The 12,532-nt window shown below is 65.1% G+C and carries 10 protein-coding genes; 7 read left to right on the forward strand and 3 right to left on the reverse strand.

Features of this window, described 5'->3' with window-relative positions:
* Positions 1-155: 155 nt before the first annotated feature.
* The 3 genes from dsbG to dsbD are packed head-to-tail and all read right to left on the reverse strand — an operon-like array spanning position 156 to position 3,474.
* The gene (dsbG, locus tag ACK59L_RS20385) at positions 156-914 is read right to left on the reverse strand and encodes a thiol:disulfide interchange protein DsbG (protein ID WP_409275665.1); all 759 of its coding nucleotides are present in this window, start codon (positions 912-914) and stop codon (positions 156-158) included.
* Positions 915-916: 2 nt separating this feature from the next.
* Entirely contained in the window at positions 917-1,753 is an 837-nt protein-coding gene (locus ACK59L_RS20390; RefSeq protein WP_409275667.1) for a prolipoprotein diacylglyceryl transferase family protein, read from the reverse strand.
* The gene (gene dsbD / locus ACK59L_RS20395; RefSeq protein ID WP_409275669.1) at positions 1,753-3,474 is read right to left on the reverse strand and encodes a protein-disulfide reductase DsbD; all 1,722 of its coding nucleotides are present in this window, start codon (positions 3,472-3,474) and stop codon (positions 1,753-1,755) included. Before dsbD ends, ACK59L_RS20390 begins: the two co-directional genes overlap by 1 nt.
* 281 nt (positions 3,475-3,755) lie before the next feature.
* Between dsbD and ACK59L_RS20400 the strand changes: the two genes are divergently transcribed.
* The 7 genes from ACK59L_RS20400 (at position 3,756) to ACK59L_RS20430 (ending at position 12,352) form a co-directional block, all read left to right on the forward strand.
* Positions 3,756-6,587, forward strand: coding sequence for a xanthine dehydrogenase family protein molybdopterin-binding subunit (locus ACK59L_RS20400; protein WP_409275671.1), 2,832 nt, complete (start codon positions 3,756-3,758; stop codon positions 6,585-6,587).
* Positions 6,580-7,116: a (2Fe-2S)-binding protein gene (locus ACK59L_RS20405; RefSeq protein ID WP_023535868.1), complete on the forward strand. Its 537-nt coding sequence runs from the start codon at positions 6,580-6,582 to the stop codon at positions 7,114-7,116. The genes ACK59L_RS20400 and ACK59L_RS20405 overlap by 8 nt, the downstream gene beginning before the upstream one ends.
* Positions 7,117-7,118: 2 nt before the next feature.
* Positions 7,119-8,330, forward strand: a complete 1,212-nt coding sequence (locus ACK59L_RS20410) for a c-type cytochrome (RefSeq protein ID WP_409275673.1) — start codon at positions 7,119-7,121, stop codon at positions 8,328-8,330.
* A gap of 3 nt (positions 8,331-8,333) precedes the next feature.
* On the forward strand, positions 8,334-9,305 hold the full coding sequence (locus ACK59L_RS20415) for an XdhC family protein (protein WP_409275675.1): 972 nt from the start codon (positions 8,334-8,336) through the stop codon (positions 9,303-9,305).
* Complete coding sequence (locus ACK59L_RS20420; protein WP_058638444.1) at positions 9,302-9,877, forward strand: NTP transferase domain-containing protein; 576 nt, start codon at positions 9,302-9,304, stop codon at positions 9,875-9,877. The genes ACK59L_RS20415 and ACK59L_RS20420 overlap by 4 nt, the downstream gene beginning before the upstream one ends.
* Positions 9,878-10,349: 472 nt before the next feature.
* Positions 10,350-11,033, forward strand: coding sequence for a response regulator (locus ACK59L_RS20425; protein WP_409275677.1), 684 nt, complete (start codon positions 10,350-10,352; stop codon positions 11,031-11,033).
* Positions 11,030-12,352 carry an ATP-binding protein gene (locus ACK59L_RS20430; RefSeq protein ID WP_409275679.1) on the forward strand — a complete coding sequence of 441 codons (1,323 nt, stop codon included), beginning with the start codon at positions 11,030-11,032 and terminating at the stop codon, positions 12,350-12,352. The genes ACK59L_RS20425 and ACK59L_RS20430 overlap by 4 nt, the downstream gene beginning before the upstream one ends.
* Positions 12,353-12,532: the final 180 nt, after the last annotated feature.

The following is a 12,532-nucleotide window of genomic DNA, read 5'->3' on the forward strand; positions in this document are numbered from 1 at the left end:
TTGCCTGGGCGTCGGATCGGCCGCGACGAGCCGCAAAGCGGCCCCAGATGTCGACGCCGCTGCTCATGTTGCCTGGGCTGCCGCGTAGTCCCTTGTGGCCAGTCCGGCGTCCCGGCAAGGCCGCTCCCAGGCATTTCATCGCGTATTCCCGTACTTCACCGCTTACCCAAAATCGTCCCCAGCATTTCCGGCCGTGGCGCCCCTTGCTGGCTATGCACCTTGCCTTCCCTGTCCTGATAGAAGATCGCAGGGGTGGCCTGCAGGCCCATCTCCTGCATCAGGGCCATGTTGGCGGCGAGCTTTTGCTGCACCTCGGCCGGCACCTTGTCCAAGGCCTTGAGGGTGCTGCCCTTGCCGGCTTTCTCATGCTGCTGCAGGGCCTTGGCGGGGTCCTTCGCGGCGAGCAGTGCTGCCGACTTGCCTGGGCTGTCCTCACGGATGATACCGACCATGATGTGGCGCAGCTGCACCTTGCCCGATTCCACCCATGGCCGGGCCTGTTCCCAGAACATGTTGCAATACGGGCAGTTGGGGTCGCTGAACAGGTAGACCTTGCGCGGTGCATCGGCCTTGCCGTCGGCGATCCAGGCAGACTTTTCCATCTTTTGCCAGAACGCCTGGGTCATGGGGCCGTACACCAGCTTCTCCAGCGGGGCGGCGCTCAGGTCCTGGCCCTGCTCGTCGAACAGGCTGCCCACCAGCACGTGCTTGCCGTCAGGCGTGAGGTACAGGGCCAGGGGGTTGTTCTGGTACTCGGCGGCGTAGCCGCGCAGGCCGTTGGGCGCATCGAAGCTGCCCTTGATCACGGCGCCCTTGCTTTGCAATTGCTGGACCGCCTTGGGCAGGTCTTCGGCATGCAGGGCAGGGCTGGCAAGCAAGCAAACGGTGAGCGGGAGGAGTGCAGGCAGTCGCATGGTCAATGTCCTTGTGCGGCAGGTTCGGGCGTGGTGGCCCGTTCGTAGGATTTCAGGGCGTGACGCAGGCTGGCGCGCGACAGCTCGCCCAAGTGGCTGCCGAGCAGGCGCCCGCCCTCGTCGTAGAACAGGGTGGTAGGCAGGGCCATGGAGCCGACGCGCTGGGCCAGCAGGCCAGTGCCGTCGAACAGCACGTGGGTCAGGCTCAAGCCGGTGGTGGCCAGGAACGTGCTGACGTTTTCAGGGGTCTCGCCCTGGTTGACGAACAGGAACGTCACATGGGGATACTCGCCTTGCGCCTGTTGCAGCACAGGCATTTCCCGACGGCAGGGCGGGCACCAGGTTGCCCAGATGTTGATCACCAGCGGCTTGCCCCGATAGCTTTGCAACGCCACCGACTCGCCTGCAGCGTCGCGTAGGGTGATCGCAGGCAGTTCGGTCCCCTTGCTGTACAGGTGGCTACCAAAGCTGGCCAACCCCCAGAACAAGGCGCCGCTGAACAGCGCCCAGCCCAATGGCCTGCGCAGGCCAGGGCGCCGCCAGCCTTGCCACACAGCGGCCAGGCTGATGCCCACAAGCCCAGGCCAGAGCAGAAAACCGCCGTCGCGGATATCGATGATCTGCAGCAGATCGCCTCGGTACATCGACCAGTACGCCACGACAAAACCGATCCGCGCGCACAACAGGCCGATCAGAAACAGATTGAACAGCGCGGACTCGGGGCTCTCGCCGCCACGCCGTGCCACCCACCAGCCAACCACGCTGGCGATGCCCAGGGCACACAGCAGCACCAGATGGTTCAGGGCCATGGTCAGTGGTCCCAGGGTCACGGTCAGCATCAGCCCTGGCTCCGGGTAAGGGTCCACTGTTGCACGAAGGTGGCGGCATCCACTTCTCCGGTGATGCGCCTTGCCCGCCGCTCCTGGCCTTCTGGCCCAAGCCAGATCAGGGTAGGCGGACCAGGCACCTGGTAACGCTGCAACAGCGCCTTGCTGGCCGGCGTATCGGTGGTCACGTCCAGGCGCAGCAGGTGCACGCCGGCCAGTTCGGCCTGGACGTCGCTGCGGCTGAAGACCTGCGTTTCCATGACCTTGCACGCCACGCACCAGTCGGCGTAGTAATCGAGCAGTACCCACTGGTTACGGCCTTTGGCCGCGTCCAGTTCCCGTTGCAACGCCTCGGGCGTGCTCACGGTGACGAAGGCATCGTGGGCAGGCGAGGCGGTGGCGACTGCAGTCCCACCCGCAAAGGGGCGCAGCGGTTGCCACAGGTCACTGCCGCCGGCAGCGGCCCCGATCAGCAGCAGGCCGCCCCACAAGGCTGCCAGCAACGGCGCAATGCGCAGCGCCGGAAGGCGCTGCAACGCAGGCCAGGCTGTCCAGCCCAGGGCGATCAGCCAGGCCCCGCTCAGGGCCAACAGCAAGCTGGCGGGCAGCAGGCTGCGCACCGTGTACAGCGCCATGGCCAGGAACACGAAGCCGAAGATGCCTTTGACCAGGTTCATCCAGGCGCCAGGGCGTGGCAGGAAGCGATTGCCCAGGGTCACGATCAGCAGCAGCGGAACCCCCATGCCCAGCCCCAGGCTGAACAGCACCAGCGCCCCCTGGAGCACGTCGCCGCTCTGGGCGATATACAACAAAGCCCCGGCCAGCGGCGCGGTCATGCAGGGGCCCAGCAGCAGCCCGGACAACACGCCCAGCAGCGCAGCGCCATACAGGTTGCCACCGCGCGTGCCTTGGCCGGCGCGGTCCAGGCGGTCACGCAGGGCAGCGGGCAATTGCAGTTCGAAGGCGCCGAACATGGGCAGGGCCAACAACACGAACAACGCGGCCAGGCTGCCCAGCAACCAGGGTTGTTGCAACCAGGCCTGCAAGCTGGCGCCCAGTAGCGCGGCCACCACACCCAAGGCGGCATACACCAGGGCCATGCTCAGCACGTAAGTGCCAGCCAGCAGCCAGCCGCGCCGTGCACTGGCACCATTGCCCAGCACCAGCCCGGCGAGAATCGGCAGCATCGGCAACGAACAGGGCGTAAAGGCCAGCAGCAGGCCCAGGCCGAAAAAGGCCAGCAGGCCCCAGGCCAGGTTGCCGTGCTGCAGGCCGCTGGCCAATGCCTGATCGCTGGCCTGCTCAGCTGCCAGGGCGGCGACCGAAGCTTCGCCGCCCAGGTCGATCAGCGTTGTCTGCGGGGGGTAGCACAAGCCCGCATCGGCGCAGCCTTGCCAGCCAAGACGCAACTGCCCCTGCGCGCCGGGCGGCACTGTCAGCTCAAGCTGTTCGCGGTAGACGGTACTGTCGCCGAAAAATTCGTCGTGGTGATTGATGCCCGCAGGCAGGGGTGGATGCTGCGCCGTGGGCAGCCCGTCGAACTTCAGGCGTTTCTGGTACAGGTAATAGCCCGGCTGAATCTGGAAATACAGGCGGGTAGAGCCGTCGGCCTGACGGTCATGGGTCAGCACGAAAGCCTGTTCGACGGGCAGAAAGTCAGGCTTGGTGGCGAATGGGTTGGCCTGCGCTGGGCCAGCCAGCAGCACCATCAGTAACAGCAAAAGAACGCGCATGAGTTTGCCTTGGCAGATCGTGGAATGGGGCCATGCTGGCGAGGACCGATTAACCCACTGTTAACGCGGGATTAGGTTCACGCGAGACCGCTGACCTCAGGGTTCGAAGAAATACCGCGACACAATGTCAGCTTGACTTTGCTTGTGATGGCGTCAATGCGGTAAAGTTGACAATCAAGTCAGTTTTTCCTGACCTGCACGACAGGGTTTCGACCCCCTCGACCCCTGCACAAGAATTAAGAACACATGGGCAGCACCCCCTGCTGCCCAGAGGATCAAGCATGTCCAACCGTGATATTTCCCGGCGCGCCTTCCTGCAAGGCGGCCTGATCGCTGGCGTCGGCGTGACGATGGCGCCGCTTGGCAGCCAGGCGTTCGCCGCGCTGATGGAGGACCGGGTTACCGCCTCGCCGCTCAAATGGATGAACCATGATGGCAAGGCGCGCTTTCGTAACGACGCGTTGTCGAAAGTCTGTGGCAACAAGGTCTTCGCCCGTGACATTCGTGCCAAGGACATGCCCGGCTGGCCTGCGCAGCAAGGCCATGCACTGTTGCTCAAGGCCACCAAGACCGACCGCCTCTACGAGGGCCACGACCTCAGCCTGCTGGGCGCCGAGTTGCAGCCGGACCGCATCGTCACCGCGGCCGACCTGGAGCGCGACGGCATCGCCTGGCCCGAGGCGCATTCGCCAGACCCACTCTTGCCCCCTGGCAAAGTACCGATGTTCATCGGCCATCCGGTGGCGCTGCTGATCTGGCACGACTTCGAGCGCTTCCGTCAGGCCAAGCGCCTGCTGCAATTCAACGACCAGGTGATTCGCTACGGTGCCCAGGCGCCGTTGTACCAGCGTGACCCTTACGGCAGTTTCCGCTTCGTGCGGGTAGGCGGTGCCACCCCGTTCGACGAGGACGAATTCTCCAGCCTGAAGGATTCGCCGCTGTTTCCCACCATCCTCAACCGCAAGCCGGTGTGGTCCAAGTCGCCCAACCAACACGGCGACCTGACCCAGCAGGGCCTGTTCTACGCCAACCGCATGGCCGAACAGCTGGCCAACCCGCCCGAGGATTGGCTGGTCTTCGACGAGCGCTTCAAGACCCCCTCCATCGAGCCGGCGGCCTTGGAGCCAGACAACGGCAATGGCTGGTTCGACGTGGCCAGCGGCACCCTGCATTTCGTCGTGGCGACCCAGTGCCCGTTCGAGGCCGCGCAGGAATGCGTGCACATGATCAAGCCGTCACGCTTTGGCCTCAAGCACTTGAACATGCACCCAGGCTACACCGTTGGCTACGGGTCCAAGGACAACAACATCTTCGTCTTCTACGCTGCCGTGGCGGCGCTGTACGGCGAGGGCGTGCCGGTGCGCCTGGCCAACGACCGCTACGAGCAATTCCAGAGCGGCATCAAGCGCCACGCCTTCGACATCCGCTACCAACTGGCGGTGGACAAGAAGGACAACAGCTTCAAGATCTTCCGTGCCGACATGAGCTGTGACGGCGGCGGTCGCATCAACTACAGCCCCTCCGTCGCCGCCGTGGGCGCGACCGCTGCCCAGTCGATCTACTACATGCCGCAGAACGATCTGGCAGTCACTGCCTATCATTCGCGGGCAGTGGAAGCCGGTTCCATGCGCGGTTACGGCACCCTGCAAAGCATGGCCGCCACCGAGATGATGGTGGACGAAGTGGCCGGCCGCCTGGGCGTCGATGCCATCGACCTGCGGCGCAACAATGCCCTGAAGTCGGGCATGAGGAACACCCAGGGAGCGGTACCAGCCGGTGCATTGCGCCTGCACGAGATCCTCGACAAGGCGGCTCAGCACGAAGGCTGGCGTGAACGTGATGCCCGCAAGCAACGGCGCGAGGCCAGCGACCCGGATCACTGGTACGGCACCGGCTTTGCCATCTGCCAGAAAGACTTCGGCACCGGCGCCGAAGCGCCGATGGCCAGCATCGAGTTCAGCCGCGACGGGCGCATCAGCCTGCGCCATATCGGCACCGAGCTGGGCACCGGCATGTCCACCTCCCAGGCGCTGGTGGTCAGCGATTTCCTGGGCCGTTCGGCCGACGACGTACTCACGGCCGTCACCGAGTGGCCCGAGCTGCAACTGTCCACCAGCGGCAACCCGTACCTGATCAGCCAGGCTGAACAGGATGCCGCCCTGCGTGACCCGCGCTGGGTTGGCAAACTGGCCTCACCCTCGTCGGCGACCAACTCGGCGTTCTACTTCAGCCATGCCACTCGCGAGGCGGCTCGCGCGCTGTTCAATCACGGCCTATGGCCTGCTGCCATGGCCATCTGGACCCAGGGCCCGCATGGCGGCCAGGCCAACCCGTTGGTGGTGCGTCGGGAAAACGCTGTGTGGGTCAACGGTGAGCTGACCGGCAACGGCCTGGCGCCTATTCCCTTTGCGCAGCTGGCCGAAAAGGCCCATGCCATGGGCCTGGTGACAGGCGTGAGCGTGCACGGCTTCAACCGCTGGAGCTGGGCTGAGTCCGACTTCGTCATCGACGGCGTGCGTGAGCGTTTCCCGCTTGACGCGTTGGCCGTGAAGTACGGCGACGGCGCCGCCAATGCCAAGAAGGCGCAGATGACCAGCAGCGGCTACCACCTGCTCGACCGTCAGAACCCTGCCTACCCCGATACACAGTTGAACAACGCCATGGTCACCTATTACAGCCCGGTCGCCACCCTGGTGGAGGTGAAGGTGAACAAGGGCACGCACCAGGTGCAGGTGCTCGATCACCACAGCTGGGTCGAATGCGGCCGCGTGTTGGTGCCTGAACTGGTCAAGGGCCAGCTCGAAGGCGGCATTGCCATGGGCATCGGCCATGCGCTGACCGAGGAAATGCCGTTGTACGAAGGCGGGCCGGGGGAGGGCGACTGGAACTTCAACCGCTACCGTCTGCCGCACGCGCGTGATGTGGCGGTATGGACGCAAAGCAGCGAGATCCTCCCGCCGCTTTCACCTACCGACCCGTCCAAAGGCATCGCCGAGGTGGTGATGATCCCGATCGTCGGTGCCATCGGCAATGCCGTGGCCCATGCCATCGGCAAGCGCGTACGCGATCTTCCCATTACCCCAGCCCGTATCCAGGAGGCCCTCAATGGCTAACCGTCCACTGCAACTGACCCTCAACGGTCAACCGGTCGGCCCGGTCCAGGTCCCTGACGACCTGGCAATGATCGACTACCTGCACGAGCACCAGAACCTCACCGGCTCGCGCCTGGGTTGCGGGCAGGGCATCTGCCACGCCTGCGTGGTGATCGTCGACAACCCCGACGGTACCAGCGAAGAAGTGCGCACCTGCATCACCGGCGCCCATTACTTCGAAGGCAAGAAGGTCCGTACCATCGAGGGCCACGCCCAGCAGGACGAGGCCGGCAACCTTACGTTGAACCCGATCCAGCAGAAGTTCGTCGACCTGTTCGCGTTCCAGTGCAGCTACTGCGCACCAGGCTTCGTCAACGCCGCCACGGTGCTGGTGGAAACCGCCCAGCGCCAACCGCTGAAAAAGAGCGAGGTGCAAGCACGTATCGAAGCCAGCCTTGGCCACCACATCTGCCGTTGCACCGGCTATGTGCGCTACTACCAGGCCACGCGCACGGTGCTCGATGACCTCGGCCTGGTGAAGGAGGGTTGAGCATGGGCTTTTTCCGAAGCGCCCTGGCGCTGGCGTTTGGCCTTGCCGCAACGTGCTCGGCGCTGGCCAGTGATGACGCCCAGCTCAAGCGCGGCCAGTACCTGGCCCGTGCTGCCGACTGCATGGCGTGCCACACGGCCGAGGGCGGGGCGCCGTTCGCCGGGGGCCTGCCGATTCATTCGCCGTTTGGCACCATCTACGGCACCAACATCACCCCCGACAAGCAGTACGGCATCGGCAACTACAGCGCCGAGGAGTTCTTCGCGGCCGTCACCCAAGGCAAGCGCAAGGACGGCGCCAACCTGTATCCGGCCATGCCCTATACCTCGTATCACCTGATGCGGCGTGAAGACTCCGATGCAATCTTCGCCTACCTCAAGACCATCGCCCCGGTCCATCGCCCGGCACCACAGACGGCCCTGCGCTTTCCGTTCAACGTGCGCCTGGGCCTGAGCGGCTGGAACATGCTGTACGGCAAGAGCGTGCGGGCCCAGCCTGTCGAAGGCAGCAGCCGCGCCTGGCAGCGTGGCCAGTACCTGGTCGAGGTCATGGGGCACTGCGGCGAGTGCCACACCCCGCGCAACGCGGTCGGCGCCTTGCAGCAGGACCTGCGCCTGAGTGGCGGGCTGCTCAATGGCTACCTCGCCCCGAGCCTGCTGGCCACCGACCTGGCCGAGCGCGGCTGGTCGCAACCGGACCTGACCGCGTTCCTCAAGCACGGGATCAGCGCCCAGGGCAGCATGTTCAACGAGATGTTCCCGGTGGTGCACCTGAGCACCCAGCACCTGGAAGACGCCGACCTTGCCGCCATGGCCACTTACCTGCTGGGCGACAACCCCCCGGCGGCCAAGGTGATCGCGCCCGTGCCGCTGGCGCAGATGAGCGACAGTGCCCAGCGCGGCCGCCAGCAGTACCTGAACGTGTGCGCCGGTTGCCATGGCGTGGAAGGCCAGGGCAAGCCGCACATCGCCGTGGCGATGCAGGGCAATACGGTGCTGCGCCAGGCCGATTCGCGCAACCTGGTCAAGGTGATACTCGACGGGATCCGCGAACAGCAGTTCACCGGCTTCGAGCGCATGCAGCCGATGCCAGGGTTCGCTGATAAGCTCGATGAACGCCAGGTGACCGACATGGTCAACTACCTGCGTCAGGCATGGGGCGGGCTGCCCGGCGATCTCAGTGAACAACAGCTGGCCGAGCTGAAAGCGGAGTAAAGCGTGCAGCATCTTGATCTACAGGTGATTCGTCAGGCGTTGCAGTGGTCCAGCACAGGTCAGGCGGTGTGGTTGTGCACCGTGCTCGCCACCTACGGCTCGGCGCCCCGCGCGCCGGGCTCGTTGCTGGCAGTCAACGACCAGGGCCAGTGGCTGGGGTCGTTGTCCGGCGGCTGCGTCGAAGACGATTTTCTTGAACGCGTGGCCCTGGGCGAGTTCGTGCAACCGGCAGCCATCGTGCGCTACGGCGATGGCAGCGACCCGCGCTCGCGGGTCAGCTTGCCCTGTGGCGGCGTGCTGGACGTGTTGGTGGAAAGCCTGCCGTCCAGTTGCCAGGTGCAAGACCATCTGCGCCAGCTGGAAAGCGCGCTGCTGGGTCAGCGTCGGGTGCTGCGCCAGGTGAAGGTGCCCAGCGGCATCCAGGGGCTGGCGGACGCTGCCTGTCAAGGGCCGCGTGTGCACCGTGACGGCGACTGCGTGTACCTGCGCGTGGGTGCCGCCCAGCGGCTGCTGCTGGCGGGGTATTCCAGTGTTGCCCAGTACTGCGCCGAATTCGCCAAAGCCATGGGGTTTGAAGTGGTGCTGTGCGAGCCGCGTGAAGAGGTGCTCGACGGGGTGCAGATCGACGGTATCGAGATACGCCGCGAGCTGCCTTCGGAATTCATCTTCAATGGCGGTTGTCATGCCGACACCGCCGTGGTCGCGCTCACCCACGACCCCAAGATCGACGACCTGGCCATGCTCGAGGCCGTGCGCACCGCGGCGTTCTACATCGGCGTGATGGGTTCGCGTGCCACTTCTGATAAGCGCCGCGAGCGGCTGCAACGCATCGGCGGCCTGGATGCCGATGCGCTGGACCGTATCCATGCGCCCATTGGCCTCAATCTGGGCAGTAAGACACCGGCCGAGATCGCTTTGGCGGTGTTGGCAGATGTACTGCGGGTGCGCAACGGCCTCGACCGAGCCGCTTTATGAAGGTGGCGGCGCTGGTGTTGGCCGCTGGGCGCAGCAGGCGCTTCGGTGCCGACAAGCGCCGGGCCTTGCTGCCCGACGGGCGCGGCCTGTTGGCCCAGTGTGTACAACGGGCCGAGGCAGTGTTCGAGGATGTGCGGGTCGTGGTGCGCGAGGACGAGGGCCGCGAGGACTTCGATCTGGGCACCGCCTGTGGTTGGGTGGTCAGTGCCCAGGCGGCTTCGGGCATGGGCCACAGCCTGGCGGCAGGCGTCGCCGCCCTGGCTGACAGCGATGCGCAGGCGGTGGCCATCCTGCTGGGGGACATGCCGTGGATTGAGGCCGCGACCCTCAGGCACTTGGCCGAGGCCGCCCAGGCTTCGACCATCGTGCTGGCGCGTCATGCAGGGCAGCAAGGTCATCCTGTGATCTTCGGGCGCGCGTTCTGGCCGGCGCTGTTAGGGCTGACCGGTGACGAAGGCGCCAGAGCTGTGGTGCATGCCAACCGCGCCAGTTGCACGGTGATCGAGGTGTCAGATGCCGGGGTGCTGATGGATGTGGATACGCCCCAGGCGCTGGGCTTTTCAGGGCGTTGAGCAGGGTGGGGCACGTGGTGCTGCGCTGTATCTGTAAGATAGCGATCTCTGTAAAAAGGGCCTGGCTGGATCGGTCATGGGGGGTGCTGTTTTTCAGCTTCGCAGTTGATAGGGCCGGGGCCGCTGCGCGGCCCATCGCGGCACAAGGCCGCTCCCACTTGGAAAGGCATAGGCTCCAGATGGGGTGCATGACAGTTGCCCCCACAAAGTTAAGCGCCACATGGTCACGCAGCAGCCTCGCCGGGGCGCTGGACCGGCCCCGACACTACCAGCTGCGAGGCTGAAATCCTGGGGCCGCAGCGTGGCCCATCGCAGTAGGTCCGGCGCTCTGGCAATACCGCTCGTTGACTGTCAGGCAATCTGCACGTATCCCCGCCCAATCCTTTTCCCCAAACCCTGTGCCTGCGTTCATAATTCCCCCTTAATCCATTCACGCTGCAATGTCGGCTACACCATTGCGGGAGCCCCACCCATGCACGTTCTGCTTTGCGAGGACGACGACCTCATCGCTGCCGGCGTCTGTGCAGGCCTTGCCGCACAGGGCCTGACCGTCGACCGGGTGGGCAATGCCGCCGGCGCCCGGGCCATGCTTCAGGCCGCGCAATTCGATGTGATGATCCTCGACCTTGGCCTGCCCGACGAGGACGGCCTGAAGCTGCTGCGCCGCCTGCGTCAGCAAGGCGAGACCTTGCCAGTGCTGGTGCTCACCGCCCGTGATGCGGTCACTGACCGGGTCGACGGCCTGCAGGCGGGGGCCGACGACTATCTGCTCAAGCCGTTCGACCTGCGCGAACTGGCCGCGCGCCTGCACACCCTGCTGCGCCGTGTCGCCGGGCGTGCGGTGAACGTGATCGAGCATGGCCCGCTGCGTTACGACCCCAGCAGCTGCGAGGCGACCCTGGCCGGCAAACCCGTGGACCTGTCCCGTCGTGAGCAAGCCTTGCTCCAGGCCCTGTTGCAGAACGCCGGGCGCGTGCTATCCAGCGAGCAATTGAAGGACTGCGTGTACGGTTTCAACGACGAAGTGGAAAGCAATGCGCTGAACGTGCATATCCATCACCTGCGCCGCAAGCTGGGCAACGGCATCGTCGAGACCGTGCGCGGGCTGGGCTATCGCCTGGGCCCTGCCAATGCGCCAACCGAGACGCCAACATGAGCCTACGTGTGCGCCTGAGCCTGATCCTGGGCAGCGCTTTCGTGATCATCTGGGCGCTGGCTGCCGCCTGGATGCTGCGCGACCTGCGCCAGCAGATGATGTTCTCCCTCGACCAGCGCCTGGTGGCATCTGCACGCATGGTGGCCGGCCTGATCGACCAACTGCCCCAGCCGCTCAGCGTCAAGGGCGAAGGTACTCACTACGCGGCCGACCAGTTGAGCGTACCGGACGGCATGGCCTGTCAGGTCAGCTCGCTGCGCGGGGAAATCCTGGCCAGCAACCACAAGCACGATGGCGTCATGGATGACGGGCGCAGTGGTTTTCGTGACCAGACCATCGACGATGCCTCATGGCGCACCTTCACTTACAACCATGGCGATGTGCGCATCACCACGGCCGACCGGCACATGGAGCGCGAAGCCCTGAACCAGTCCATCCTGCTCGCTGCCTCGGCGCCGGTGCTGATGGCTTTGCTTGGCAGCCTGGGCTTGCTCTGGATCGGGCTGGGCAAGGGCCTTGAGCCGCTCAATCGCATGCGCGATGCCCTGCGCCGCAGGCGCCCGGACAGTGTCGAGCCGTTGCAGGTGGCGGGCATGCCCAGTGAGCTCCAGCCGTTGCTGGAAACCCAGAACCAGCTGTTCGTGCGCATTGCCCAGACCATCGAGCGCGAGCGGCGCCTGACCGACGATGCCGCCCATGAACTGCGCAGCCCGCTGACAGCCATCAAGACCCACCTGCAGGTCGCCCGCATGACCGAGGGCGCGGTGCGCGAACAAGCGCTCGAACATGCCGAACAGGGTACCGATCGCATGCACCGGACCCTGGAGCAATTGCTCATGCTGGCACGGGTCGAGGGTAGCCTGTCGTTCGACGACGGTGTTCAGTGCAGTGCCGAGCAGGTCGCGCGGCAGGCTGTGCAGGACGCCGGGGGCGGTGACAACCGCAGGATCGTCCTGAGCTTGCCGCCCGAGGCTGCCCAGGTCTACCTGAGCATGCCCGCACCGCTGGCGGTGGCGGCGCTGCGCAACCTGCTGGACAACGCCTTGCGCCATGGCGGTGACGAGGCAGTGGAGCTGGAGGTACAGGCAGCTGAAGGGCAGGTGGGCTTCATGGTGCGCGATCACGGGCCGGGCATCGCCGAGGCCGACCTCGGGCATTTGACCGAGCGTTTCTGGCGTCATGGTCAGAGCAGCGGCTGCGGGCTTGGCCTTGCCATTGTCCAGGCAATCGTGCAGCGCTGTGCAGGCAGCCTGAAGTTCGATAGCCGTAGTGATGGGTTGAGGGTGGTCTTGCAGGTGCCGGCGCGGCCTGCGGGATGATCCTGGGTTTTGTATGAAGTTCTGGGGCCTAGAAGCACACCGGGCAAACCTGGTTGAGTAAACTAGCACTTTTATAGTCGGTAAAGATGTCGGCTGCTAAATATTCCGGTAAACTTCTCGCTCTATAAGCATGCAGTTGCAGTTGCAGTTGCAGTTGCAGTTGCAGTTGCAGTTGCTCTT

The organism is Pseudomonas sp. KCJK9111 (assembly GCF_046231935.1).
Classification (GTDB): Bacteria; Pseudomonadota; Gammaproteobacteria; order Pseudomonadales; family Pseudomonadaceae; genus Aquipseudomonas; species Aquipseudomonas parafulva_B.

Bases quoted from the DNA above. Each gene is read 5' to 3' on its own strand.
- ACK59L_RS20400 (WP_409275671.1), top strand. From the start codon at position 3,756: ATGTCCAACCGTGATATTTCCCGGCGCGCCTTCCTGCAAGGCGGCCTG.
- dsbD (WP_409275669.1), bottom strand. From the start codon at position 3,474: ATGCGCGTTCTTTTGCTGTTACTGATGGTGCTGCTGGCTGGCCCAGCG.
- ACK59L_RS20390 (WP_409275667.1), bottom strand. From the start codon at position 1,753: ATGCTGACCGTGACCCTGGGACCACTGACCATGGCCCTGAACCATCTG.
- ACK59L_RS20425 (WP_409275677.1), top strand. From the start codon at position 10,350: ATGCACGTTCTGCTTTGCGAGGACGACGACCTCATCGCTGCCGGCGTC.
- ACK59L_RS20410 (WP_409275673.1), top strand. From the start codon at position 7,119: ATGGGCTTTTTCCGAAGCGCCCTGGCGCTGGCGTTTGGCCTTGCCGCA.
- dsbG (WP_409275665.1), bottom strand. From the start codon at position 914: ATGCGACTGCCTGCACTCCTCCCGCTCACCGTTTGCTTGCTTGCCAGC.
- ACK59L_RS20430 (WP_409275679.1), top strand. From the start codon at position 11,030: ATGAGCCTACGTGTGCGCCTGAGCCTGATCCTGGGCAGCGCTTTCGTG.
- ACK59L_RS20420 (WP_058638444.1), top strand. From the start codon at position 9,302: ATGAAGGTGGCGGCGCTGGTGTTGGCCGCTGGGCGCAGCAGGCGCTTC.
- ACK59L_RS20405 (WP_023535868.1), top strand. From the start codon at position 6,580: ATGGCTAACCGTCCACTGCAACTGACCCTCAACGGTCAACCGGTCGGC.